This is a genomic window from Lelliottia jeotgali (assembly GCF_977070485.1).
In genome coordinates this window covers 17,277-43,236 of the sequence record NZ_CDRVFO010000022.1, presented here as the reverse complement: position 1 = coordinate 43,236, position 25,960 = coordinate 17,277, and the positions used below count along the sequence as shown (strand labels likewise).

The 25,960-nt window shown below is 61.6% G+C and carries 21 protein-coding genes; 7 read left to right on the top strand and 14 right to left on the bottom strand.

Annotated elements, in window-relative coordinates; translation table 11 throughout:
* Positions 1-2: 2 nt before the first annotated feature.
* A complete protein-coding gene (gene rluC / locus ACW4TB_RS24370; protein WP_042111265.1) occupies positions 3-959 on the bottom strand; it encodes a 23S rRNA pseudouridine(955/2504/2580) synthase RluC in 957 nt (318 codons plus the stop codon).
* Between the two features lie 811 nt (positions 960-1,770).
* Here rluC and rne point away from each other — a divergent pair.
* Complete coding sequence (gene rne / locus ACW4TB_RS24365) at positions 1,771-5,001, top strand: ribonuclease E (protein ID WP_279930339.1); 3,231 nt, start codon at positions 1,771-1,773, stop codon at positions 4,999-5,001.
* A gap of 81 nt (positions 5,002-5,082) precedes the next feature.
* On the opposite strand, the gene murB is transcribed toward rne, so the two are convergent.
* From murB to ACW4TB_RS24325, 8 genes are all read right to left on the bottom strand, one after another.
* Entirely contained in the window at positions 5,083-6,102 is a 1,020-nt protein-coding gene (gene murB / locus ACW4TB_RS24360; RefSeq protein WP_279930337.1) for a UDP-N-acetylmuramate dehydrogenase, read from the bottom strand.
* Positions 6,099-6,563 carry a low molecular weight protein-tyrosine-phosphatase gene (locus ACW4TB_RS24355; protein ID WP_254467365.1) on the bottom strand — a complete coding sequence of 155 codons (465 nt, stop codon included), beginning with the start codon at positions 6,561-6,563 and terminating at the stop codon, positions 6,099-6,101. Before ACW4TB_RS24355 ends, murB begins: the two co-directional genes overlap by 4 nt.
* Entirely contained in the window at positions 6,563-7,327 is a 765-nt protein-coding gene (gene kdsB / locus ACW4TB_RS24350) for a 3-deoxy-manno-octulosonate cytidylyltransferase (protein ID WP_012313423.1), read from the bottom strand. Before kdsB ends, ACW4TB_RS24355 begins: the two co-directional genes overlap by 1 nt.
* A complete protein-coding gene (locus ACW4TB_RS24345) occupies positions 7,324-7,509 on the bottom strand; it encodes a Trm112 family protein (protein ID WP_003247142.1) in 186 nt (61 codons plus the stop codon). Before ACW4TB_RS24345 ends, kdsB begins: the two co-directional genes overlap by 4 nt.
* Before the next feature lie 44 nt (positions 7,510-7,553).
* Complete coding sequence (gene lpxK / locus ACW4TB_RS24340; protein ID WP_012313422.1) at positions 7,554-8,564, bottom strand: tetraacyldisaccharide 4'-kinase; 1,011 nt, start codon at positions 8,562-8,564, stop codon at positions 7,554-7,556.
* A complete protein-coding gene (locus ACW4TB_RS24335) occupies positions 8,564-8,998 on the bottom strand; it encodes an ExbD/TolR family protein (protein ID WP_012313421.1) in 435 nt (144 codons plus the stop codon). Before ACW4TB_RS24335 ends, lpxK begins: the two co-directional genes overlap by 1 nt.
* Complete coding sequence (locus ACW4TB_RS24330; protein WP_455843097.1) at positions 8,995-9,597, bottom strand: MotA/TolQ/ExbB proton channel family protein; 603 nt, start codon at positions 9,595-9,597, stop codon at positions 8,995-8,997. The genes ACW4TB_RS24335 and ACW4TB_RS24330 overlap by 4 nt, the downstream gene beginning before the upstream one ends.
* A gap of 144 nt (positions 9,598-9,741) precedes the next feature.
* The gene (locus ACW4TB_RS24325; protein WP_279930331.1) at positions 9,742-11,955 is read right to left on the bottom strand and encodes a DNA internalization-related competence protein ComEC/Rec2; all 2,214 of its coding nucleotides are present in this window, start codon (positions 11,953-11,955) and stop codon (positions 9,742-9,744) included.
* A gap of 142 nt (positions 11,956-12,097) precedes the next feature.
* On the opposite strand from ACW4TB_RS24325, the gene ACW4TB_RS24320 reads away from it, so the two are divergent.
* Complete coding sequence (locus ACW4TB_RS24320; RefSeq protein ID WP_012313418.1) at positions 12,098-12,724, top strand: DUF2062 domain-containing protein; 627 nt, start codon at positions 12,098-12,100, stop codon at positions 12,722-12,724.
* Here ACW4TB_RS24320 and ACW4TB_RS24315 read toward each other — a convergent pair.
* The 3 genes from ACW4TB_RS24315 to ACW4TB_RS24305 all read right to left on the bottom strand — a co-directional run bounded on the left by ACW4TB_RS24315 (position 12,608) and on the right by ACW4TB_RS24305 (position 15,072).
* Entirely contained in the window at positions 12,608-13,387 is a 780-nt protein-coding gene (locus ACW4TB_RS24315) for an ABC transporter permease (protein ID WP_012313417.1), read from the bottom strand. The genes ACW4TB_RS24320 and ACW4TB_RS24315 overlap by 117 nt on opposite strands.
* A complete protein-coding gene (locus tag ACW4TB_RS24310; RefSeq protein WP_012313416.1) occupies positions 13,384-14,316 on the bottom strand; it encodes an ABC transporter ATP-binding protein in 933 nt (310 codons plus the stop codon). Before ACW4TB_RS24310 ends, ACW4TB_RS24315 begins: the two co-directional genes overlap by 4 nt.
* A 132-nt stretch (positions 14,317-14,448) precedes the next feature.
* Entirely contained in the window at positions 14,449-15,072 is a 624-nt protein-coding gene (locus tag ACW4TB_RS24305; protein WP_254467363.1) for a glutathione S-transferase, read from the bottom strand.
* 199 nt (positions 15,073-15,271) lie between these two features.
* Between ACW4TB_RS24305 and ACW4TB_RS24300 the strand changes: the two genes are divergently transcribed.
* Both ACW4TB_RS24300 and ACW4TB_RS24295 read left to right on the top strand, forming a co-directional pair.
* On the top strand, positions 15,272-17,719 hold the full coding sequence (locus ACW4TB_RS24300; protein ID WP_279930325.1) for an acyl-CoA dehydrogenase: 2,448 nt from the start codon (positions 15,272-15,274) through the stop codon (positions 17,717-17,719).
* A 79-nt stretch (positions 17,720-17,798) separates the two neighbouring features.
* Positions 17,799-18,206 carry a PA2817 family protein gene (locus ACW4TB_RS24295; RefSeq protein WP_039601026.1) on the top strand — a complete coding sequence of 136 codons (408 nt, stop codon included), beginning with the start codon at positions 17,799-17,801 and terminating at the stop codon, positions 18,204-18,206.
* A gap of 41 nt (positions 18,207-18,247) precedes the next feature.
* On the opposite strand, the gene ACW4TB_RS24290 is transcribed toward ACW4TB_RS24295, so the two are convergent.
* Positions 18,248-19,768 (bottom strand): hypothetical protein, encoded by a 1,521-nt coding sequence (locus ACW4TB_RS24290; RefSeq protein WP_279930322.1) that lies wholly within the window; start codon positions 19,766-19,768, stop codon positions 18,248-18,250.
* A 316-nt stretch (positions 19,769-20,084) separates the two neighbouring features.
* Between ACW4TB_RS24290 and ACW4TB_RS24285 the strand changes: the two genes are divergently transcribed.
* The 3 genes from ACW4TB_RS24285 (at position 20,085) to ACW4TB_RS24275 (ending at position 22,038) form a co-directional block, all read left to right on the top strand.
* A complete protein-coding gene (locus ACW4TB_RS24285; RefSeq protein ID WP_279930320.1) occupies positions 20,085-20,630 on the top strand; it encodes a fimbrial protein in 546 nt (181 codons plus the stop codon).
* 65 nt (positions 20,631-20,695) lie between these two features.
* A complete protein-coding gene (locus ACW4TB_RS24280) occupies positions 20,696-21,421 on the top strand; it encodes a fimbrial biogenesis chaperone (RefSeq protein WP_279930318.1) in 726 nt (241 codons plus the stop codon).
* A gap of 77 nt (positions 21,422-21,498) precedes the next feature.
* Positions 21,499-22,038, top strand: a complete 540-nt coding sequence (locus tag ACW4TB_RS24275) for a fimbrial protein (RefSeq protein WP_279930316.1) — start codon at positions 21,499-21,501, stop codon at positions 22,036-22,038.
* Positions 22,039-22,087: 49 nt separating this feature from the next.
* Here the strand turns inward: ACW4TB_RS24275 and ACW4TB_RS24270 are convergent, their stop codons facing one another.
* Positions 22,088-25,954, bottom strand: a complete 3,867-nt coding sequence (locus ACW4TB_RS24270; RefSeq protein ID WP_279930313.1) for a YD repeat-containing protein — start codon at positions 25,952-25,954, stop codon at positions 22,088-22,090.
* Positions 25,955-25,960 lie beyond the last annotated feature (6 nt).

Genomic DNA, 25,960 nt, shown 5'->3' with positions numbered 1-25,960 from the left:
AATCAGGACGCCCCCAGACGCTCCACGGTTTTCGCCCAAACTTCGTCCACAGGCGCCTCGAGCTTGAGCTCACCACCATCAGGCAACGGCACCGTGAGGGCATAGGCATGCAGGAACAGGCGCTTGCCTCCCAAGTCTCGAATCTCGCGACTGAAATCTTCGTCGCCGTATTTGCTGTCACCGGCGATCATATGGCCAGCATGCAGAGTATGTACGCGAATCTGATGGGTACGCCCAGTGATAGGGCGCGCCTCGACAATGGTGGCGAACTCACCGAAACGGCGAAGCACACGGAACAGGGTCAGCGCTTCCTTGCCCTCGTCATTCACCTCGACCATACGCTCGCCCGAACGCAGGTTGCTCTTGAGCAACGGGGCATTGACCTGCTTCTTCGAGGTAGGCCAGTGGCCACGCACCAGCGCCATGTAGCGCTTGTCGACCCCATCGCCACGCAGCGCGGCATGCAGATGGCGCAGCATGCTGCGCTTCTTGGCAATCATCAGCAGGCCCGAAGTGTCGCGATCCAGGCGGTGCACAAGCTCCAGCTCCTTGGCATCCGGACGCAACTGGCGCAGCGCCTCGATCACACCAAAGCTCAGGCCACTGCCACCATGCACGGCGATACCGGCCGGCTTGTTCATCACGATCAGCGCCTTGTCTTCGTAGACGATGGCGGCTTCCAGGCGCTGCAGCAGCCCCTGGGCAACCGGGGCCGGCTCGTCACGCTCCGGGAGGCGCACAGGCGGTACACGGACGATGTCACCCGCCTGGATCTTGTACTCAGGCTTGACACGGCCCTTGTTGACCCGGACCTCGCCTTTGCGCAGGATGCGGTAGACCAGCGTCCTGGGTACACCCTTGAGCGCCGTGATGAGGAAATTGTCGATGCGTTGGCCGGCAAGCTCCGGCGCGACTTCGATCAGCTGAACGCCGGAAGTCGGAGGGGTATTGGTCGTCATCAAGGGATCATAACAATTTTTTATGGAATTGAAGCACTTAATCATTACTGCTATAGTCGCGAACGCCGCCAAAAGCGGCAGGCCAGCGGCACCAGGCCCTTAGCCGGTCCCTGACCAACGCAATTCTGCAGGACGCGAGGCCGTCCTACGGGGTTTTCGCCAGTTTACCGAATTGCCTGGAATCGCCACCAGCGCTGTGTAGAGAAGACCGAAAAAAAACGACAAGTGCGGTGTTTCACCTGCTTACCCGCTTCTTTTCGCTGCACCTCTGCCCGCCCCGACGCTTGCACGCAACGCACGGCGAATGCTTCGGAAATACCTGCCTTGGACATGAATGGCGTCAGCGCGGAAACTGCGCTGGCGAAAAATGCAACCCGTTGCGGATTCAGCGCGCGGCAGCACCCGAATTATCAGGGATACGTGCAGGGTGGAGATGCACAGCCCTCGGACCGTGTAGCACCGCGTCCGGCCACCGGCCCAGTGAATGGCCGGCGAGCGGATAAGGTCCTGAACAGATGCCCCATGGGCGTCCACGGCTGACGGTTGATTCCTCCTCCTGACTGAGTGCACGAGGCCTGCTGGGTTGATTCGGATATCGATTCGGATATCTCTGCAGATACCGCAGGGGCCTCTTGGCACCGCAGCAAACAGGACGCGTCGTCGCGACAACGGCAGGCTGGGAAACCGGCTGGTGCCGAACGTTGCTCGACACGGGGGTGGCCCGGCCACCCTTTGCGCACCTTGGCACCGACCATGAGAAGTCGTGTGTGCCGAACGCCGTTTCCGGCAGCCCGGAAACCGACGGTACAACATGAAAAGAATGCTGATTAACGCAACTCAACCCGAAGAGTTGCGTGTAGCCCTGGTGGACGGCCAACGCCTGTACGACCTGGACATCGAGTCCGGTGCGCGCGAGCAGAAAAAGGCCAACATCTACAAAGGCAAGATCACCCGGATCGAGCCCAGCCTCGAAGCCGCCTTCGTCGACTTCGGCTCCGAACGTCACGGCTTCCTGCCGCTGAAGGAAATCTCCCGCGAGTACTTCAAGAAAGCCCCTGAAGGCCGCGTCAACATCAAGGACGTCCTGAGCGAAGGCCAGGAAGTCATCGTCCAGGTCGAGAAGGAAGAGCGTGGCAACAAAGGCGCCGCCCTGACCACCTTCATCAGCCTGGCAGGCCGCTACCTGGTGCTGATGCCCAACAACCCCCGCGCTGGCGGCATCTCCCGCCGCATCGAAGGCGAAGAGCGCAACGAACTGCGTGAAGCCCTCAACGGCCTGACCGTGCCAGGCGACATGGGCCTGATCGTGCGCACCGCAGGCCTTGGCCGCAGCAGCGAAGAAATGCAGTGGGACCTCGATTACCTGCTGCAACTGTGGACCGCCATCAAGGAAGCATCGCTGGATCGCGCTGCGCCGTTCCTGATCTACCAGGAAAGCAACGTCATCATCCGCGCCATCCGCGACTACCTGCGCCAGGACATCGGCGAAGTGCTGATCGACAGCATCGATGCCCAGGAAGAAGCACTGACCTTCATCCGCCAGGTGATGCCGCAGTACGCCAGCAAGGTCAAGCTGTACGAAGACAGCGTACCGCTGTTCAACCGCTTCCAGATCGAAAGCCAGATCGAGACCGCCTTCCAGCGCGTCGTCGACCTGCCGTCGGGCGGCTCTATCGTGATCGACCCGACCGAGGCCCTGGTTTCCATCGACATCAACTCGGCGCGCGCCACCAAGGGCAGCGACATCGAGGAAACCGCCCTGCAGACCAACCTGGAAGCGGCCGAGGAAATCGCCCGCCAGCTGCGCCTGCGTGACATCGGCGGCCTGATCGTCATCGACTTCATCGACATGACGCCGGCGAAAAACCAGCGCGCCGTCGAAGAACGGGTACGCGAAGCCCTCGAGGCCGACCGCGCCCGCGTACAGGTCGGCCGCATCTCGCGCTTCGGCCTGCTGGAAATGTCCCGTCAGCGCCTGCGCCCGTCGCTGGGCGAAAGCAGCGGCATCGTCTGCCCGCGCTGCTCCGGCACCGGCATCATCCGTGATGTCGAGTCGCTGTCCCTGGCCATCCTGCGCCTGATCGAAGAAGAAGCCCTGAAGGACCGTACTGCCGAAGTACGCGCCCAGGTACCGATTCCGGTGGCCGCCTTCCTGCTCAACGAGAAGCGCAACTCGATCACCAAGATCGAACTGCGCACCCGTGCCCGCATCATCATTCTGCCGAACGACCACCTGGAAACCCCGCACTTCGAAGTCCAGCGCCTGCGCGACGACAACCCGGAAGTGCTGAACAACCAGTCCAGCTACGAAATCGCCGCCACCGAAACCGAAGAAGCGCTCCAGCCGACCGCCACGCGCACCCTGGTGCGCCAGGAAGCAGCGGTCAAGACTGCACCGGCCCGCGCCAACGCTCCGGTACCGAGCGCTGTCGAAGAACAGCAGCCTGCCGCACCGGCAGCCCCGGCACCTAGCGTTCCGGAGCCAAGCCTGTTCAAAGGCCTGGTGAAGTCGCTGGTCAGCCTGTTCGCCGGCAAGGAAGAGCCTGCCGCCGCCCCGGTGGTCACCGCCGAGAAGCCTGCCACCGAGCGCACTCAGCGTAACGAGGAGCGTCGCAACGGCCGCCAGCAGAGCCGCAACCGCAACGGCCGCCGTGACGAAGAGCGCAAACCTCGTGAAGAGCGTGCCGAGCGCACCCCGCGCGAAGAGCGCCAGCCGCGTGAAGAGCGCGCACCTCGTGAAGAACGTGCACCTCGTGAAGAGCGCGCCCCTCGCCAGCCACGCGAAGACCGCCGCGGCAACCGCGAAGAGCGCGTCCGCGAACTGCGCGAGCCTCTGGATGCAGCACCGGCCGCTCGCGAAGAGCGCCAGCCACGTGAAGAGCGTGCACCTCGCGAAGAACGTGCTCCACGTGAAGAACGCGCACCTCGCGAAGAACGTGCTCCACGTGAAGAGCGCGCGCCTCGCGAAGAACGTGCTCCACGTGAAGAGCGTGCGCCTCGTGAAGAACGCGCTCCACGTGAAGAGCGTGCACCTCGTGAAGAACGCGCACCGCGTGAAGAACGTCAGCCACGCCCTCCACGCGAAGAGCGCCAGCCACGTGAAGCTGAGCAGGCTGCCGAGAAGGCTGCAGAGCTCGCCGATGAGCAACTGCCGAACGAGGAGCTGCAACAGGACGAGCAGGAAGGTTCCGATGACGAGCGTCCGCGCCGCCGCTCTCGCGGCCAGCGTCGCCGCAGCAACCGTCGTGAGCGCCAGCGCAACGCCAATGGCGAGCTGATCGAAGGCAGCGACGAAGAAGGCAGCGACGAGCAACCGCAACAGCACCAGGCCACCGAGCTGGGTGCCGAACTGGCTGCCGGCCTGGCTGTCACCGCGGCTGTCGCCAGCAGCAACATAAGTGCTGGCGCCGAAGCGCAAGCCAACCAGCAGGCTGAACGCGCCAGCGCCGAAGCCGCCACCACCGACAACAGCGAAGTCGCTCAGCCGGCCGAGCAGGTCGAAGCCGTCGCCAAGGCCGAGGAAATCGCCATTGCACCGGTGGTCGAGCAGCCGCTCAGCGAGCCGGTCGCTGCGATCGAAGCCGGTGCCGAGCCTGTGGTTGAAGTTGCGCCTGAGCCGGTAGTCGAACAAGCCCCTGCGGTCGAGCCGGTAGTGGTTGCCGAGGCGCCTGTAGAGGCACCTGTCGAAGCGCCGGCCATCGAAGCAGGTGAAGTAGAGAAAGCCCAGGTTGCCGCTGAACAAGCGCCGGCTGCCGAGCTGCCTGCGGCTGTCGTTGAAACCCAGCCAGAAGTGGCTGCCGAGCCTGCAGCAACCGTAGTTGCAGCAGCGCCAGTGGTCGCCGAGCCTGCCCCGGTAGAAGCACCGGCAGCGGTCGAAGCCGCCACCGTCATGCTGCCTAACGGTCGCGCCCCTAACGACCCACGTGAAGTGCGTCGTCGCAAGCGTGAGGCCGAAGCGGCTGCCAAGGCTGCGCAGGAAGCGGCCGCTGCTGGCGCGCCAACGGTGGAGACCGCTGATGAGCAAAAGCCTCATCACGGTTGATAGCCACGGCTGAATGAAAAAGCCCCGCCAGTGCGAACTGGCGGGGCTTTTTCTTGGCTGTTGAGCGTGCCTGCACCGGCCTCAGTACAGGTTGGGTTCCATCTCCAGCTCAACCCCGAAGCGCGCCAGGATATCCGCCTGAATGCGCTGCGCCAGGTCATGCAACTGCGCTCCGCTCGCCTGGCCATAATTGACCAGCACCAGCGACTGCAAGCGGTGCACGCCGGCATCGCCATCCCGATAACCCTTCCAGCCGGCCTGCTCGATCAACCAGCCTGCCGCCAGCTTCACATGCCCGTCAGCCTGGGGATAACCCACCACACCTGGATACTCGGCGCGGATCCGCGCCACCTGTTCAACGGCAACGACAGGGTTTTTGAAAAAGCTGCCGGCATTACCCAACTCTGCCGGATCGGGCAGCTTCTCGCGGCGAATACTGCAAATAGCGTCGCTGATCGCCTGCGCCGTCGGCTCCTGCACGCCCTGCTCGGCCAGACGCTGACGCACCGGGCCGTAATCCAGATGGGCCTGCAGACGATGGCTCAGGGCAAAACGCACCCGCAGGATCAACCAACGCCCAGGGTTACGCTTGAACAGGCTGTCGCGGTAACCAAAGGCACATTCCTCGAGCCCGAAGTCACGCAGCTCACCCGTCTGCCGGTCCAGTGCCGTCAACCCGGCAAACACATCCTTGATCTCCACCCCATAGGCACCCACATTCTGCATCGGCGCAGCCCCCACCGTCCCCGGGATAAGGCTGAGGTTCTCAAGGCCACAAAGGCCTTGCTGCAACGACCATTGCACGAAGGGATGCCAGGGCTCACCCGCCTCGGCCTCCACCAGTACACGCCCCGCTTCATCGTCAAGGACGTGACGGCCACGGCTGGCCATGTGCAGTACCAGCGCGTCGACATCACGGGTCAGCAGCACGTTGCTGCCACCACCGATAACCATCACCGCAAGCCCACGCTGGCGCGCCTGTGCCAAGGCCTCGCGCACCTCGTCATCGGTATGTACCTGAACGAAGTGCCGGGCTTTCACATCGATACCGAAGGTGTTGTAAGGCTTGAGCGAAACCTGCTCCTGCCAGTGCGCCGTCATAACCGCCCCTTGATTTCGACAACCAGCTCACGGCAGGCCGCCTCGATCAGGTCCAGCACCTGCTCGAAGCCCTCTGCGCCGCCATAGTAAGGATCCGGCACTTCATCCACAGCCGCCTCATAGCGGCGCAGGAACAAGTCCAGCTCGCCAATCGCATTGTGCGGACGCATGGCGCGAAGGTGGCCCAGGTTGCTTTCATCCATGGCCAGAATCAGGTCGTACTCGGCAAAGTGCTCAGCCTTGACCTGCTGGGCACGCTGTTGCGACAGGTCGTACCCCCGCGCCAGCGCGGCCTTGCAGGTACGGTTGTCAGGCCCCTTGCCCACGTGCCAGTCACCGGTACCGGCTGACGCCACGTGAACCTGCCCAGCCAAACCAGCGGCCTGCAACTGATGGCGCAGCACGCCTTCGGCAGTGGGCGACCGGCAGATATTGCCCAGGCAAACGAACAGGACGCGCATCAGGCCTCCAGCAAGCGCCGAACGCGCTCGAGGTCTTGTGCAGTATCGACACCCACTGCTGGCGCCTCGATGGCATCCGCCACGTGGATACGCACGCCATGCCACAGCGCACGCAGCTGTTCAAGCGCCTCGGTCTGCTCGAGCCAGCACGGGCCCCAGCTGACGAAATCCTGAAGGAAACCGACGCGGTAGGCGTACATGCCGATATGGCGGCGGTAGGGCACGCCCTGCGGTAGTTGATTGCGGTCCTTGGCGAAGGCATCACGCGCCCACGGCAGCGGCGCACGGCTGAAGCTCAAGGCCAGCCCGTTCTTGTCGCTGACCACCTTGACCGCATTGGGGTTGAACACGGTTTCGGGGTCATGGATCGGCTCGGCCAGGGTCGCAATACCTGCCTCCGGATGCGCCGCCAGGTTGGCTGCGACCTGATCGATGATCACCGGCGGAATAAGCGGCTCATCACCCTGGACGTTGACCACGATGGCGTCGGCAGGCAGGCCAAGCTGCGCGGCCACTTCAGCCAGGCGGTCGGTACCCGACTCATGGTCGGCGCGGGTCATCAGTACTTCAGCACCAAAGGCCTGACAGGCCTCGACGATACTGGCGTCATCGGTGGCGATGACCACACGGCCGGCACCGCTCTTGCGCGCCTGCTCCCACACATGCTGAACCATCGGCTTGCCGGCGATCAGCAGCAACGGCTTGCCCGGCAGGCGCGTCGAGCGCAGCCGGGCGGGAATGACCACGGTGAAGTCAAGGCTCATTTGTCCAGACGCTCGTCGTCGGTCAGGGTACGCGCCTCGCTTTCCAGCATCACCGGGATGCCATCGCGAATCGGGTAGGCCAGGCCGGCGCCCTTGCTGATCAGCTCGGTCTTGTCAGCGCTGAGCTTGAGCGGGCCCTTGGTGATCGGGCAGGCCAGGATATCGAGCAGTTTGGTGTCCATGGAAGCTTCCTTGAGGCCAGGTGGCCGGAAATTGAAAAACGGGCTCAGGGCGTTCGATGCCCAGGCAGCAAGCGTTGCAGCTGGCTGTCGAACCAGCCGCAGAAGGCCGGCGTAGGCAGGGCCTCCACGGCCAGGTACCACCAGTCATCGGCAGCGAAGGCCCGGCACTTCACCGCATCCTTCTCGGTCATCACCAACGGCAGCGACGGGCTGAAAGCCAGGCTTTGAGCGCTGAACTGGGCGTGGTCGGCGAACGGATGCGGCACCGGCTGCCAGTTTAGCCCCAGCAGGGTATTGAAGAAACGTTGCGGGTTGCCGATACCGGCCACCGCATGCAGGCGCTGGCCCGCAGGGAAGAAGTCGAGCGCACGGCGCTCGCCAGTGCGCAGGTTGACCAGCGCACTGGGTTGCAGATGAAAGGCGAAACCCTCCGGGCGGTCGGCACTGGCGCCGTTGAACAGCACTGCATCAACCTCTTGCAGGCGCTCGGCAGGCTCGCGCAGGGGCCCGGCCGGCAAGCAGCGGCCATTGCCCAGGCCACGCGCAGCGTCGATCAGCACCAGTTCCAGGTCGCGTGCCAGGCGGTAGTGTTGCATACCGTCGTCACACAGGATCAGGTCCAACGGCTCGCTGGCCAGCAATGCCTGCACGGCGCGGGAGCGGTCGGGGTCGATCATCAGCGGCACGCCCGTACGCTGAACGATCAGCAAAGGTTCATCGCCGGCCTGCTCGGCACTCTGGATGGCTTCGACACGCCAGGGCAACCGAGGCGGTTCTGCACCGTAGCCGCGGCTGACCACCCCCACCTTCAGCCCCTGGCGCCGGCAATGCTCGATCAACCAGAGGATCATAGGCGTCTTGCCGGTGCCACCAATGGTGATGTTGCCCACCACGATGACCGGTACCGGGGCGCGGTAGCTGGCGCTTTCGCCACTGAGAAAACGCGCGCGCTTACGCGTCACCACGCGCCGGTAAAGCGCCTCGAGCGGGCGCAGCAGGGCAAGGGCCGGATGCCCGGCGTACCAGGCGGCTAGCAGACGGTCGGCGAGCGCCATCAAGGTGTCCCCTGGGCGGCCTCGACGGTGGTCATGCGCAGTTGGCTGAAACCGAGCTTGCCGGCGGCATCCATCGCAGTGATCACGGCCTGGTGCGGGGTCTTGCCATCAGCACTGATGGCCAGCGGCAGCGTGTTGTCACCGCCCGATTCGCGCTGGATCGCCTCGGTCAGGGTCGCCAGGTCGCTCTTGGGTAACAGGTGATTGTTCACCGAATACACGCCGTCGGCACTGATGGTGACCTCCACCAGCTTTTCCGGGTCTGCGACGGGCTGTTCGGCACTGACGGCCTCGGGCAGCTCCACACGCAGCTGGGTCTCACGGGTAAAGGTGGTGGTGACCACGAAGAACAGCAGCAGGACAAACACCACGTCGATCAACGACGCCAGGTTGATGTCGACGTTCTCCCGCTGGCGATTGCGCCGAAACTTCACGCCTTGCCTCCGGCCACTTCGACTTCGCGGTCGCCCTGGATGACCTCCACCAGCTTGATCGCCTCTTGCTCCATGCCCACCACCAGTTCGTCGATGCGCCGCAGCAGGAAGCGGTGGAAGAACACCGCCGGGATGCCGACCATCAGGCCGGCCGCCGTAGTGACAAGGGCCTTGGAGATACCACTGGCCAGCACTGCGGCATTGGCGGTCATCTGCGACCCCATGAAGGCGCTGAAGATATCGATCATGCCCAGCACGGTACCCAGCAGGCCGAGCAGCGGGGCCATCGCGGCGATGGTACCGAGGGTGCTGATATAGCGTTCCAGTTCATGGATGACCCGCGAGGCAGACTCCTCGATGCACTCTTTCATGATTTCACGGCCATGGCGCGAGTTGGCCAGGCCCGCAGCGAGAATCTCACCCAGGGGCGAATCGGCGCGCAGAGCCTTGAGCTTGTCACTGGTGAGCTGCTTGTCCTTTATCCACATCCACACCTGGCCCAGCAGGTGCGGCGGGGTAACGCGGCTGGCGCGCAGGGTCCACAGGCGCTCGGCGACGATAGCCATGGCAGCGATGGAGCTCAGAATGATTGGCAGCATCATCCAACCACCGGACTTGACCAATTCCCACACAGTAAACGCCCCCTCGGAAAAAGGCCGCCACTCTAACATAGGCGCGCGAGGGGCTCATCTGCCGGAGGTCAGGGAATTGAGCAGGTATACACGTGGCACGCTCATCAACCATCACGGCACACTGCCCCGCCAAAAGCGTTTCTGCCCCCGCACCCCCTCCACCTCGCCATGGTTGCCCAACACCAACCGCAACGCCCCCTCTACCGCCGTATCGTGAATGGCCACCCCATGCCGCCGATACCGCTCGATCACCTGCACATGCGGATGCCCAAAACCGTTGTTACGCCCCCGCGAAATCAGCACGCCGCGCGGCGCCGTGGCGCGGATGAATGCCTCGGTCGAGGAACTACGGCTGCCATGGTGCGGTGACTGCAGCCAATCGATACGAGGCGTCGCGTGGGCCGCCAACCATGCGCGCTCGGCCCCCGCCTCCATATCGCCTGCCAATAGCAGCCGCTCCCCCTGTGCCTCGACCAGCAGCACGCAAGAGCGATCGTTGCTGCTCTGCCCCTGGGCCCAATGCCACAGCGAAAAGCGCACGCCATCCCATTCCCACTGCTCATCACTGGCACAAGGCTGCAGTGCAAGGTCCTCCAACACTTCGCCGCCCAGCACACGTACCACCGGCAACCCACGGTAGACGGCCGGCGCACCACCCGCATGGTCGGCATGGGCATGACTGATAAGCATGATGTCCAAGCGCTTTACGCCCAACTTGTGCAGGGTCGGCAACACCACCCGCTCACCCAGATCACTATCCCCCCGCGCCGGGCCGGCGTCGTAAAGCAGGCTGTGATTTTGCGTGCGCAGCAATACCGCCAAGCCCTGCCCGACATCCAGCTGCCAGACCTCCACCTGCCCCTGCGGCACAGCCTCCCTGGGCACCCACAATGCCAGCAGCATGGCCCCGCCCAGGCTGCGCAGAGGTACACCGGACGGCAGCAGCACCAGCAACGCGCCCAGGCAGACCATCAGCCAGGCCCAGACCGGCAAAGCAGGCGGTAGCCATGCCGGGCGCCAATGCGCTACCCAAGCCAGCAACCGGAACAAGACATCCAGCAGCCCGCCCGCCAACCACAACAGACCTTCACCTACCCCTGCCAACGGCAGCAGCAACGTTCCAAGCAGCGCCAAGGGCAATACCGCGAGGCTGATCCACGGCACTGCCAGCAAGTTGGCCAGTGGCGCACTCAGACTGACCGGCAGACCGGTCGCAATCAGTACCGGCAGCAGGCCGATGGCGATCACCCACTGGGCGCGGGTCCACCCTTGCCAGGGCCGCCATCGGCCCACACGTGAACTGAAGCAGTAGACCAGGGTCGCCACCGCCGCAAACGACAGCCAGAACCCTGGCAGCAGCGGCGCCAGGGGCTCGGCGACCAGCACCCCGATAAGTGCCAGCAGCAAAGGAAACAGCGCCCCAAGATGGCGAAAGCGCAGGCGCCAGAGCAGAACCACCGCCAGCATCAGGCAGGCGCGCTGCACCGGCACCCCCGCACCGGCCAGCCAGCCATAGGCCAGCGCCGCACCCAGTGCCAGGCCACACGCACACGGCAACCAAGGTAGAGCCTGAGGCCACAGGCCCCAGCGCGCCAGGCCCGCGACCAAGGCGTAAAGCAGGCCGGCGACCAGGCCGATGTGCTGCCCCGAGATCACCAACAGGTGTACCGTGCCCGTGGCCTGCAGCGCTTGCCAGTCCTCACGGGCCAGGCCGGCGCCATCGCCGAGCACCAATGCGACAAGGGCTGCTTCCCGGCCATGCGCGGCGACGCTCAACAAGCGCTGGCGCAGTGCGTCACGCCACCCCGGCTGCCCGGTATCCAGCACATGGCCGGCCTTGACCGTGCCAGTGGCGCCGATGCGCTTGGCCAACAACTGTGCCTCCCGGTCCGGACCATGAGGGTTGAGCAGCCCGGCCGGGCGCTGCAAGGTAGCAGCCAGGCGCCAGCGCTCGCCAGCACGCACCGGCGGGCCATCGAACCAATGCAATTGCAGGCGCTTGGGCAACGCAGCGCGGCGCGAGCGAGGTTGCTCCAGCTCAAAGCGCACACCACTCAGCGTGTTGGTCGGCAAGCCGACCACCCTGCCCTCCAGCCACAGCGTGCGGCCATCCAGGCTTGGGGCCAGGCGATCATCCAGTGCCTGCTGCGCCGACCAGCAAGCCCAGCACATACCCAGCACGCAGCAGCCCAGCGGCCACAGGCGTGTGCACAGGCAAAACAGCCCCCCGCCGAGCAGCAGCCACAGCCACCCGACCGATGGCAATTCAGGAAGGACGCCCAGGCACAACAGCCCGAGCGCCAGCGCAAACATCCCTGTGCGCATGAGTTAGAGCTCCGGAAACGTAATTACCCCCTCAGGCATAGACGAAATGACGCGCAGGCTCGCTCAACAATTGTCACAAACTCTGAACGAGGCTGAGATGGAATCAAGGCATACTTCCCTGATGACCGCTCGGGGAGCCTACATGCCGCGCCGCCTTTTCAAACGCTACATGCCGGACCCGACCAGCATTCGGGAACACAAGTCCTTACGCTTTTTCGGCAAGTTGCTGCACGACCCGAATCTTTGGCACCTGAACCGCCACTCGGTGGCCCGGGCCATGGGCGTGGGCCTGTTCGCGGCGTTGATTCCCGTCCCCATGCAGATGCTACTGGCGGCAGCGCTGGCGATCCCGGTGCGTGGCAACCTGCCGATCGCCGTCAGCCTGGTATGGCTGACCAACCCGCTGACCATGCCGCCCGTGTTCTTCGTCACCTACATGACCGGCGCCTGGTTGCTAGGCACGCCGCCGCGCAGCTTGCCCGAAGACCTCACCTTCGAATGGATCACCGACCAGCTGGCAACGCTATGGCAGCCGTTCCTGCTGGGCTCGGTAGTGTGCGGTGTGGTGCTGGGCATCGTCGCCTGGTTCACCACCCTTTTGTACTGGCGCTGGTGGATTGGCCGGCAATGGCGCCGGCGCAAGCACAGGGCCTCAGGCGCGCATGCCGCGGCCACTGACCAGCAGGCGGACGCACAGCGCGTAGAGCACTGCGGTGGCGACCAGCATGAAAGTGATCGCCGTTCCAATGCTGATATCCGACACCCCTAGGATGCCGTAGCGGAACGAGTTGACCATGTGCAGCACCGGGTTGGCCAGCGACACGGTCTGCCAGAACGGCGGCAGCAGGTTGATCGAATAGAACACCCCGCCCAGATAGGTCAGCGGCGTCAGCACGAACGTCGGGATGATCGAGATATCGTCAAAGTTGCGAGCGAACACGGCGTTGACGAAGCCCAGCAGCGAAAAAATGGTCGCCGTCAGCAGCACCACGACCACCGTCACGCCCAGGTGATGGACCTGTAGGTGAGTGAAGAACAGCGACAGGATGGTCACGATCACTCCCACCGCCAGGCCTCGCAGCACCCCGCCCAGCACGTAGCCGACCAGAATGATGTGCGGCGATACCGGCGATACCATCAACTCTTCGATCGAGCGCTGGAACTTGCTGCCGAAAAAGCTCGACACCACGTTGCCGTAAGAGTTGGTGATCACCGACATCATGATCAGCCCGGGGACGATGTACTCCATGTAGGTGAAGCCGCCCATGTCGCCGATCTGCCGGCCGATCAGGTTACCGAAGATGACGAAGTACAGGACCATGGTGATGGCCGGCGGCAGCAAGGTCTGCGGCCAGATACGCAGGAAGCGCCGCACTTCGCGGTAGACGATGGTGTTCAGGGCGACCCAGTTGGTGCGCAGTTCCACACTCATACGGCCACCTTCGACAGGTTCTTTTCAACCAGGGACACGAACAGCTCCTCGAGACGGTTGGTCTTGTTGCGCAGGCTCTGCACTTCGATGTTCTGCAGTGCCAGCTGGCCGAACAGCGCGGTAATGCCGATGTCCTTGTCCACCTGCACCTCAAGGGTATGGGGTGTCAGCAGGCGGCACGGGTAGCCCTGCAGCGTGGGCGCCTGGGCCAGGTCCTGCCTGAGGTCGAGGACGAAGGTCTCGACATGCAGCTTGCCCAGCAGCTTGCGCATGCTGGTGTTCTCGACAATCGTGCCGTGGTCGATGATGCCGATGTTGCGGCACAACTGCTCGGCCTCCTCCAGGTAATGCGTGGTCAGGATGATGGTGATGCCCTTCTGGTTGAGCTCGGTGAGAAAGCTCCACATCGAACGGCGCAGCTCGATGTCCACCCCTGCGGTAGGCTCATCGAGGATCAGCAGGCGCGGTTCGTGGATCAGCGCCCGGGCGATCATCAAGCGGCGCTTCATGCCACCGGAAAGCGAACGCGACTGCACGTCCCGCTTGTCCCACAGCCCCAACTGGGTCAGGTATTGCTCGGCGCGCTCCTTGGCCAGCTTCGGCGGGATGCCGTAATAGCCGGCCTGGGTCACGACGATGTCGAAGGTTTTCTCGAACTGGTTGAAGTTGAACTCCTGGGGCACCACGCCAAGGCAGCGCTTGAGCGCGGCAGGCTCGCGGTCCAGGTCATGGCCGAACACATTCACCGTGCCGCTGGTCTTGTTGACCAGGGTCGAGAGGATGCCGATGGTGGTGGATTTGCCGGCGCCATTGGGGCCCAGCAGGGCGAAGAAGTCACCTTCGGCGACGTCCAGATCTATGCCTTTGAGGGCCTGGAAGCCGTTGCCGTAGGTTTTGGTCAGCTGTCGGATGGACAGAGCAGAACTCATAGCGGGTCACGTACCGAGTGAAAAGGTCAGGACACGCCAGGGCAAATCACTGGCGCAGTGAGTGCAGCCATGGTGCAAGGCCTGGCAGCACAAGTACAGTCAAGTGTATTGATAGTGACTATCGAAGCAGGTTCAGGTCAGTGCCGTCATAACCGCCGCCTGATAAGCAGGGCGTTGCTTCAGCCGCTCGTACCAGGCTTGCAGGTGAGGCATGGCCGGGCGCTCGATGGGCATTTCGAACCAGGCGTACACGAAACTCCCCAGTGGGATGTCGCCCATGCCGATCTGGTCACCGGAAAGGTACGGTTGGTGCGCCAGGGTTTCATCGGCGATCGACAGCAGCTGCGCGCACTGCTTGTGTGCGGCGTTGATTGCTATCCAGTCGCGCTGGTCTTCGGGCGTGCGCAGCAGGCCCCAGAACAGCGGCCGGAACGCCCCTGCAAAGGACGACGTGGTCCAGTCCATCCACTTGTCCGCCAAAGCGCGCTGGCGCGGGTTGTCCAGGTACCAGCCCTGCCCGGCGCCATATTCGGCACACAGGTAGCGCACGATGGTATTGGACTCCCACAGGGTCAGGTCGGCGTCTTCGAGCATGGGCACCAGGCCGTTGGGGTTACGGGCGCGGTATTGCGGCTCGTTGACCACGCCGAAGGCGCCGCCGGCGTCGATGGATTCGAAATCCAGGCCCAACTCGTGGGCGATCCACAGTGCCTTGCGCACATTGCTCGAATTCTTGCGACCCCAGATCTTCAGCATGACGACGTCCTTATGAATGCGAAGGGGTGAGTCTACTCCAGGCCTCTGTCGCCTGCATCGGCGAGTGGGTCGATACAGACGAACAATGAGCTGAAACTCCCACAGCCACACCCTGTCACTGTTCTGATACTGCCGTTCACTGTGTTGCGTCTAAGCTCTGTGAAACGGCCCAAGCCCCTGGTTCCAAGGAGGAAGGATTATGTTGCTGTTGTGGTTGCTGGTCTTGGCGATCGGCACGGCGTACCTCACCCACCGGCGTCTGCCACCGCTGCAGATACTCGCCATCGTTGCCGGCTATACCCTGTTGATGGGCATCTTCAGCTCGGCACCCGGCTGGCTGCTGGCGTTGATCTGGCTGGTTCTGGCCGCCAAGGCTGCCCTGCTGTTGCTACCCGAGTGGCGGCGCAAGGTATTCACCGGCCCTGTGTTCAAGTGGTTCCAGCGCACCCTGCCACCCATGTCGCAAACCGAACGCGAAGCCATCGACGCCGGCACCGTATGGTGGGACGGCGAGTTGTTCAGCGGCCGCCCCGACTGGCGCACGCTGCTCGACTACCCTGCGCCAACACTTACCGAAGAAGAGCAGGCCTTCATCGATGGCCCGACCGAGGCGCTGTGCGCGATGGTCAGCGACTGGCAAATCGGTCAGGATCTCGACCTGCCACCCGAGGCTTGGGCCCATATCAAGTCGCAGGGTTTCTTCGCCCTGATCATTCCCAAGGAGTACGGCGGCAAAGGTTTCTCCGCTTACGCTCATTCTCAGGTCGCCATGAAGCTCGCCACGCGCAGTGGTGACCTTGCCTCCACGGTGATGGTACCCAACTCCCTCGGCCCGGCTGAGCTGTTGCTGCATTACGGCACCGACGAGCAACGCAACCACTACCTGCCACGCCTGGCTCGGGGCGACGACATTCCCTGCTTCGCGCTCACTGGCCCCTTGGCCGGCTCCGATGCCGGCGCCATGCCGGATACCGGCATCATCTGCAAAGGCCAATGGCAAGGTGAGGAGGTCATCGGCCTGCGCCTGAACTGGGAAAAGCGCTACATCACCCTCGGCCCGGTCGCCACCCTGCTCGGCCTGGCCTTCAAGGCCTACGACCCGGATCACCTGCTGGGTGAAGAAGAAGAGTTGGGCATCAGCCTGGCGCTGATACCCACCGACACACCCGGTGTAGAGATCGGCAAACGCCACCTGCCACTGGGCGCGGCCTTCATGAACGGCCCCAACAGCGGAAAGGACGTGTTCATCCCGCTTGAATTTCTCATCGGCGGTCAGGCCATGCTCGGCAAGGGCTGGATGATGCTGATGAACTGCCTGTCGGTGGGCCGCTCGATCTCCCTCCCTGCTGTCGGCACAGGTGCTGCCAAATACACCAGCCTGGTCACCGGCCAGTACGCCAACATCCGCGAGCAGTTCAACGTGCCACTGGCGGCTTTCGAAGGCATCCAGGAGTCATTGGCACGCATCGGCGGCAACGCCTGGCTTATGGACAGCGCCCGCCTGCTGACCGCCAAGGCCGTGGACCTGGGCGAAAAGCCTTCGGTGCTGTCGGCAATCCTCAAGTACCACCTCACTGAACGTGGGCGCGAATGCATCCAGCACGCCATGGACGTGCACGGCGGCAAGGGCATCATCATGGGCCCGAACAATTATCTGGGGCGCAACTGGCAAGGGGCGCCGATCTTCATCACGGTCGAGGGCGCGAACATTCTTTCGCGCAACTTGATGATCTTCGGCCAGGGTGCCATCCGCTGCCATCCGTTCGTGCTGAAAGAAATGGCTTTGGCTGGCCGAGATGACCGGGAGCAGGCTCTGAAGGAATTCGACGAGCTGCTGATGAAACACATCATGTTCGCCGCCGGCAACGCGGCCAGCACGCTGATCTTCAACCTGGGGCTGGGGCGCTTCGAGCCGGAGCCCGGTGATGCCTTGAGCCAAGGTTATTTCCGCGCCCTCAATCGCCAAGCCGCCGCCTTCGCCCTGCTGGCCGACCTGTCGATGATGCTGCTGGGGGGTGCGCTCAAGCGCCGCGAGCGCCTGAGCGCGCGCCTGGGCGATGTGCTCAGCTACCTGTACCTGTCCAGCGCCGCGCTCAAGCGCTACCACGACCTGGGCTCACCCGAGCACATGCAGCCACTGCTGCGCTGGGCCATGGAAGAAAGCCTGGGCCAGGCGGAAAAGGCGCTGGACCGCCTCCTCGACAACTTCCCCAACCGCTTTGTCGGTTGCGCACTGCGCGTGCTGGTGTTCCCCTTCGGCCGCCGTCATGCCGGGCCCAGCGATGAACTGGACGCCGAGGTGGCGGCGCTGATTGGCCGCAGCAAGGGCGACTCGGCACTGGAGGAGTTGCTCGCCGGCTGCTTCCGGCCGCAGGCCGAAGGTGACCCGGTGGCAGCATTGCAACGGGCCTGCAACCTGTTGGACGAAGCAGCGCCACTGCACAAATTGCTGCATCAGGCGATCAAGGAGGGCAAGGTACAGCCAGCACCTGGGCAGTCGGCCATCGATGCGGCAGTTCAGTGTGGTGCACTGCAAGTCGAAGAGGGACAACGCCTGCATGCAGCCGAAAAGGCACGCAGGGCCGTGATCGATGTGGATGCATTCGACAAGGAGCAATTACTGCCTGAACACGGCAAGGTGCGCTGAATGCAGGGGGCCGTTTTGCGGCCCCCTGCCCACCGGCGTATACTCCGCCCCCGTTTCAACCACCGCGAGGACCATCCACATGGCCAACCCCCACCTGGAATACCACCTGCAACTGCTGAACCACCTGCGCACCATCCTCGTGGCGCTGGGTGAAGCCGACCAGGTACCGGAGGAAAGCCACGCCCTGTTCCTCGAACGCTTCGATGAACTGCTGACCCTGCTGCCGCAAGACCCGCTGCAAAGCCAGTACCTGGGCCAGGACCTCATCTGCCAGGTCATCCAGCGATACCCACAGATTGCCCATCTGGTGCCACGCGACTTGCTATGGTTCTTCGCCGGCGACTGCTTGCACTTCATGCCTGATGAAGAGCTGGAACTTTATCAACGCCTTGAAGAGCGCCGGTACGAAGCCGAACAGAACGATGAGCCCTTCGACTGGCACCAGGAGAAGCAACTGCTCAATGGGCAACCGGGCAGCCAACACTAGACTGGGCTGGCCCGGGGCAAAGTCGAATGTGACAAAACGCTTCAGGCTTGTTGTAGCCGCATTACATCGCGTAGAGACAGCAACGGCATAGGAATGATCGTCACCGCGAATCGCCATTCAGTGTCTACACGAAGATCTTCAGCCATCAGGATTGTCACAGTAGTTGGTGCTGCCGACAGGGGTGTGAATATTCCTTGCGCCGAGACCTCACCGTTGCCAGCAAGGATATGCCACTTGACATGCTCCGGCTGTAACACCGCCTCCTCCTGATAGCGGTTGAAATAGCAACAACTCAAGCGCAAAGCGGCGCCCTCAGCGTGAAATCTGATGAAGTGAGTCGGCCCGACGAATGTCGTGACGTAAAGTGCTGAGGCCGAGGCTCCTCCTCCAGCAGCCGTTACCACATCGGTGCGCGCAGGTAGCAACGAATAGCTTGATTTCAAAACAGCGGGGATCAGCGTTTCCCCCTGTTCGCTGAACAAGATGCCAGGCGGCTTTGTTGCGGGCTCATAAAAGTGATCGCTGCCTTCTTTGACAATACGTCCACCTGCATCACCCGCCACACTCCAGACCGCACCGGGTACGGGAGTGCCGACAAACCCCAATTGCTGCCTTAGCTCACCGGCGGGAAAAATCCGTGCCTGCGGAGCGATTTTGTGCACTGTACCAGCACTCGCAACCGTTGAGGGATTCCACGGCCTTTCAGGGCCGACCTTGTAGTTGCTTAGCCACCCCGTGGAGAGCTTCGTTCCTCCATCAGGTACGCAGGCGCCCGGTGGCGTAACCAGATGGCTGAACCACGCATTGTCTGCGGGGGGGTAACCTGCAGAAACTTCTGGAAAATTGGTTTGTGAAAACTGCGCAGACAAGACTGTCTGCACTTCAGGCGTAGGGGCCTGTAGCCTCCGACCTGCAAGGTTTTTGTATGCTTGAGGTTGTTGATGAAACAGGAAATGCCGATCTGCCAGACTCTCAGTCGTCAACATGTAAATGTAGAGGTCCTGAAGCCGCGAATCGACAGCCCGCGGCATCATCGCGATTTCAATTTTTTCTTGCCGATCATAATAATCTTCATACTCCGCAGGCACTGCTGTAGGGATTCTGGACCCCTTTGGGTAGTAATAGGCGTAACTGGCGTCCCCGTTCCATTCGAGGCTCAGCACACTTTGATCTTGCGCACGGTACCTGAGGTAGCTGCTAGCGAGAGGCAACGTCACCCTCAGCCTCGCAGCGGGGAGCGGTACCTCGATCAACCGAAGGATCTGCTCGTCACCCCTATTACCGAGCTTCTTGGTGTCGGCGACAACGTCATACGCCGGGTACAGATTAACTTCGCTATAAACATTGCCCGTCGCAATAATTTCAATGCGCGAAAACTTTCTCATCGTCGTCTCCATGATCCCGCCCGGCATAGGCGTGACCGTAACAATCGACTCGATCAGAAAGTCATCATGATTGACATATCTCCACAACGCATTGGCAGTGAACCGGTCCATCCACATGGACAGTAGCACTGAGCCCCCAGAGGCTGGATCAGCATCTTCATCGATTGCATTTTTCATATACGCACCCCGTCTACGAATAATTCCTTATTGAACATCTTTGAACAGGGTTCTGAAAACTGGCATTTTTGTCAGTTGTCTTGATCGCTGAATTAACCATTCTTATACAGAGTTCAGTAACGACATGCTTGCCGGTTCGCTGGGCGCTACATGATCAACCGCCAAGGTGATGAATTTACCTGAATATCATCAGACTTTTCCTACGCCGTTCCATTGCTTATCGACCTAAACTTCGCGCCCTGCCGGTCCAGTTGTTCGGCAGAAACTCAAAGGACGAGAACGTCCTGCTTACAACTGTTCCACAGTGGAGTTCAACATGAAAAAGACGCTCATCACGCTTGCCATCGGGCTTGGCCTGGCCAGCAATGCAGCATTCGCCAACACCGGTTCGATCAACTTCTACGGCCAAGTCCATGCCGGTACCTGCCCGATCGAGATCATCGACCCATCAACAGGCCTGCCGGTGGCCCGTGTCAACATGGGTAACGTCAACGTTTCGCAGTTCACCGACATAGGTGATGAGGCCGCCTCGCGCGCCTTCGGCATGCGTATCACCCCAGGAGGCGGCTGCACCATTACCGCAGGTAGCAGCGCCAAGGTCACCTTCACCGCTGCGTACGGCGGCGCTGGTGCTGCTGGTGAGTTGTATGCGCTGGAGCCAGGTGGGGCAAATAACCTGGCCTTGACCATCAAGGACAATGCCGGCACACCGGTGGTCAACGGTACGCCTTCCAAGGATTACCCACTGGATGACACGAACCCCACCACCATGATCTTCTCTGCGGCATACAAATCCACTGCCGCCGGCGTCACTGCCGGTACCGCTAATACCGATGTGCAATTTCTTGTCGACATCCCATGAGAAAGTGCCCCGGGCGTGCTGAATCCGCCTGGGGTTAACTCATCCCGTTCTGCAGGTATCGCCAGATGAAGACTCACTTGCGCCGCCTTGGCTGGGGTATTTGCCTCGCAGCCATCCTGCAACCCGCTCAGGCAGCGCTCACCGTCAATACCACACGTATCGTTTTCGACAGCGACAAACGCAGCACTTCTGTGGTTATCGCCAACCCCAGCCCCCGCCCCTACGCGGTACAAAGCTGGGTCAACACCGCCAGGGACGATACCGACACAGCCGTCCCTCTGGCGACCTCACCAGGATTGTTTCGCCTGGACCCCGGCAAGGAGCAGATGGTGCAGATCAGCCGTCTACCCAACAAGCTGCCTGTGGACCGGGAAACACTCTTCTACCTCAATGTTCAGGAAATTCCCGAAGTAACCCCTGAGGACGTAAACGTACTCAATGTTGCGCTGCGTACGCGCCTCAAGCTTTTCTACCGCCCCAGCGAATTGAAAGATCGACCCTTCGACCGCATCGGTGAGCTGAAATGGTCCGTGCGCCAAGGCCTTGGGCGTGTCCAGCTAGTGGTAGACAACCCGACGCCCTACCACTATACGTTCGGCCGCCTGGAGGTCAGTACTGCAGATACAACGGAAGCTATACAGGCCATGGCAATGGCGCCGCCGTTCGGGCAGCAGGTTTATGACCTTGCCCGTATCAAATCGGTAAATGCTTTGCAGTTGACCTTTACCACCATCAATGACTACGGGGTCGCCACCCCGGCGATGCACAAGGCACTGTCGAGCGGTTCCTGAGTTTGCCTGCCAATACATACGAACGAGCCCTCCGGGCTCGTTCGCTATCGTACTTCACAAAAATCGAGGAGCCTTCCATGAAGCCCCTAGTCATTGCCTTCGGACTCGCCATGGCCAGTCAACAGACGCTGGCAAACACCGGCTCGATCAACTTCTTCGGCCAGGTCAGCAGTGGGACCTGTGCGATTGAAATCATCGACCCTTCGACCGGCCTGCCCGCCAGCAGAATCTACATGGGCAACGTGAACGCTGCCCAGTTCAAGCAGGCAGATGATGAGGCCGCGAACCGCGCCTTCGGCTTGCGCCTTACACCCGGCAGAGGCTGCATACTGCTGCCCGGTGCCAGTGCCAGCGTAACCTTTACCGGAAGTTACGGCGGCGCTGGCGCCAGCGGCACACTGTATGCCCTTGAGCCAGGTGGCGCCAAAGGTTTGGCTTTGATCATCAAGGACAACGTAGGCACACCGGTAGATAACGGTATCGCCTCCAAGCAGTACCCCCTGCATGACAGCCAACCTACCGACATGTTGTTCTCTGCCGCTTACAAAGCGACCGCTACCCAGGTAACCGCCGGTTTCGCCAACAGTGATGTTCAGTTCAGGGTGGACGTGCCGTAAGCCCCCCAAAAAAGATCGGGCCTTACGGCCCGATCTCATTCCCCCTACCTCATGCCCCTTGGCCGGCCAGCCTGTCCAAAGGATCGTAGCTATAGCCGTTGCCATCGTAGCTGCTCAAGCGACCCAGGGCGTCATAGCTCAACGTCTTGCCTTTGTCATCGAGCTTCATGTTGCCGTCATCGTCATACTCCAGCGTGAAGTCGGCATAGTCAGCGTGGTTGTTTTTCACGCCGGTAAGTTGCGCAGGGTCTTCATTTTCGAATAGGTAAGTGGCCTCGTTTGCGCCCTTGCTACCGTCTTCTTCCTCAAATTCAGTCAGCACCCAGGTGATGTTATCGAGTGCATCGAACTCGAAAAACTGGTAACGAATAGTCTTTCCGGCCGGGTCTCTCGGGCTATGGGAAAGCAGCCCTTCACAGAAGTATTCCTCCAGGCGGCCGCGCACGTCGTACTTGTACGTTTCCTCACGCAAGGCACTGCCATTCTCGCTCAGCTTTTTGAAGGTGATCTGGTCAAGCACGCTGTATTCCTGCACCAGCTCCTGTACACCCTGCACCCGCAACCCGGCCTCTTCCACCAGCTCCTGCACAGCTTCGTTGGCGAACGCAAAGCCTTCGATCGGTGCCTCGACCTGGGTGCTCAGGAACACGAACCTGCGCAGACATTCCCGCCCCTGGTGGTCATACTCCAGTTCCGTGGCCAGCCCCTGCGTGCCATCCAGGGTGAGTATGCATTGGGTATTGCTCAACCCATCATAGAAGAACCGGCTGCTGGTGGTCCCCAGCGCAGTCTGCTGTAGCAGGCCACTGGCGTAGTAATCGTAGGTCTGCGTCTGGCCGAGAACATCCTTGTAGAACAACTGGCGCCCCAACAGACTGGTGCCATACTCCATGGCCCAGGTCTCATTCCCGATCGTGCGGGTTTCTTCCTTGATCTGGCCTGTGCTGAAATAGGCCCGGGTCAGCTCCTCCCCCTCCTCCTTGCACCAGGTGAGCCGCGCGTTTTGCGGGTCGAATTTGTAGTCCGCCTGTTTACCCGGAATGCGCCGCACTTGCGGGTCCTCACCCAACTGCGGAATGTACTGGTATTCGATGACGTTGCCGGCAGCCGTCTTCACCTTGCTCGGCCTGGATTGGCCAGGTTCGTAGTGCATGCTCCTTGGCCGCCCCCCGGTTATGGAGGTGATCATGCGGTTCAGGCCGTCGAAAACCTGCTTCCCCAGCACGGTGCCCCCGACACTGATACTGGTCGGCAGGTCGTCGCTGCTGTGCACGGCATAATCGCGGTGCACCACTGACCTGTCCGCCAGCGTCTGGTCGACCAGGCGCCCGAAAGCGTCATAGCTGGAGCGGGTAACCGCTTTGCGTGCATCGACTTCTCGCACATTACGCCCCAGGCCGTCATAGAAGTACTCATGCTTGGCATACAGCTTGCCCGCCAGGTCGAAACGCTGCAGCTGGGCAGGCTGCTCGAACAGGTTCAACCAAGTGATAGCCTTGCCCACGCTCGACGTGCCATCGGCAGATTCGCTCCAGCTGGTCAGGGTGGGCAGATTGCCCTCGGAGTCTTTACCGTCAGGGTTGGACCCGATCGGGTCATGTTCCTCAAACTGCTTGACCCCATCCGGGCCGGTCTCGCAGCGCTGCTGGCCCCAGTCGTCGTATTCATACTGGATCGCCAGCGGCATTTGCTGCTGCCCTTTCCAATCGTATTCGATTGCCTCGGTCAGCTGGCCAAGCTCATCGTAGGTAAACGCATTGCGCGGGCGGAAAACCTGATGCAGCTGGATGTCTTCGGCGTCGGCGTCATGACGTTCCTCACTGACCACTCGCCCCAGGCCATCGATGTACGAGCGAATGGCAACCCCCTTGACATCCACCCGGCTTTGCGACGCCTTGCCGCCAGGTGCGCTCACAAGGCCATACTCATACACGCGCGTTGCCGTGTACGCCGCTTCATTGGGCGATACCGTTTCGCGAACGACCCGGCGCAGAGCATCGTACTCGTACTCGATTTCGACATCGTTGTCGTCACGATTGAGTAGCGGTTGGCCAATGAGCACCGAATCCTTCAACGTGATCACCTGGCAGACATGGCGCGGCTGGCCGGTCTCGGCGTCGAGCTCGCCATGATCAAAGCCAGTCACCTGCTGCTCGGTCACCAGCGCAGGGTGCCCATCGAGGGCTTCCTTGTTGTAGGTAAAACCGGTCTTGGTAGCTTTACCGCCCATGAGCAACGTTTGCAGCAGCGGACGACCATGGCGCAGCAAGTCGGCGGGTTCATCGATCGAACTCATGGTGGTTACTTGCAGCGCAGCCTGCTCCTTCTCCCCTACCACTTCACACAGGCTTTCCTGGGTCGCGACCAGCCAATTGGACACAGGCAGTGTGGTCGAAGCACCTGGATAGCTGACCCGGGCGAGCGCTTCATACTCAAAACGCCTGCGCAAGACCGGTGTGGACTTGTCGCCACCTGATGCCGGATACTCCGTCACACTCTTCTGATTTCGCACGAAACCGTCCGGGTCGGGCGGGCAGCCGTCACCACCTTGGGCAGGGTAATACTCGATGACAGTACGCTGGCCTGAGGGCAGGGTCTGAGCAGTCAAATTGCCATGCAGGTCATACTCGGTCCTGGTGGCAGGCTCGTGACGAACTTTGGAGGCATCCCCTTGCAGCGACCAAGTGCGGTCTTGTTCCAGCGGCAGCTGGAAGTTGCTCGGCTGATTGTCGAACTCCGTTGCCACATTGCCGTGGTACGTCGTACTGCTGGCAAGCTGGTTTTTGCCTTGCAACACAACCTCGCTCACCTGCAGGTGAAAACGGTTGTACGTGCGCTGCGTAGTACGCAACACCTGATCCTTGCCATCCCCACCCTTGCCCCACTGGTGCGCCGTACTTCCATAAAGGTACGTGGAGCGGGCGCGATACAGGTTATCTTCACCATCGTCACGCCAAGTGACACCGCTGCCGTTACCGACAAAGTTGTTCGGCGCCTGAATACTGTCTTGCAAAATGGTGTAGGTGTAGGTGGTTTTCATCGGTGGCTGGTCAGCACCAGGGTTGACCACATGGGAAGTCACCCGTGGTATGGCTGTACGCGATCCGCCGCCCGGTAGCAGATGGCCTGTATCGCCGTCCTCGCCGTAGCCGATGTTTTCCACGCTACCGTAGGGTGTGGACACCTTGGCCAGGCAGGTCAGGCCAAAGGCAGTGGTGTATTCAAAACGCCAGTTGCCCCCCACTTCTGCCGGCAAGTCAATTTGGCTCAACGCCCCATTGCGCAAAATGAGCTTGTATTGCGCCAAAGGTTTGTTGGCACCATTGGCATTGGGGTGCAGGTCGAGGGTCACCGTGCTGCCATAACTGATGTTCAGTAGTTCCAGCCCTGTGCCATCGACAATACGTTCCAGCCTTTGGTTATCGGGCGTATAGCTCAGCAGAATACGATGGCCGGAAGCTGCGCGCACCTCGGAAGGCAACGCAATGGCATGCTCACCCACCCCATATACACTGAGGACTTCTTCCATGTACGACTTGTGAACCACCCGAAACTGTTGCTTGTTGCCGACACTGTCATCAAGAAAACGGAAACTTTCGAGCTTTCTTTCCTTGATCCCCGGCTCTGTGCCACTGCCCGTCACCTTGAAGCTTTCTCCTGTGTGAAGCCGCAGCATGCGCGTACCGGGCACGTACTGAGTCAGGTCGATGTACCAACCGCGCCCAAAGCCGACGTCCTGGTCGCTGAACGGGTTGAACACAAGCCGGATCGGCAGTTCTGGCCCCATCTGGTCATTACCGACCAGGGGTGGCAGGTTGATACTTAACGCATACTGGCCGGTGCGCGGGTCGACATTGTTTTGCACAAAGCCAGAAGCATTGAATGCATTGGAATGGAGTACGGTTTCAATAGTCATGTGATT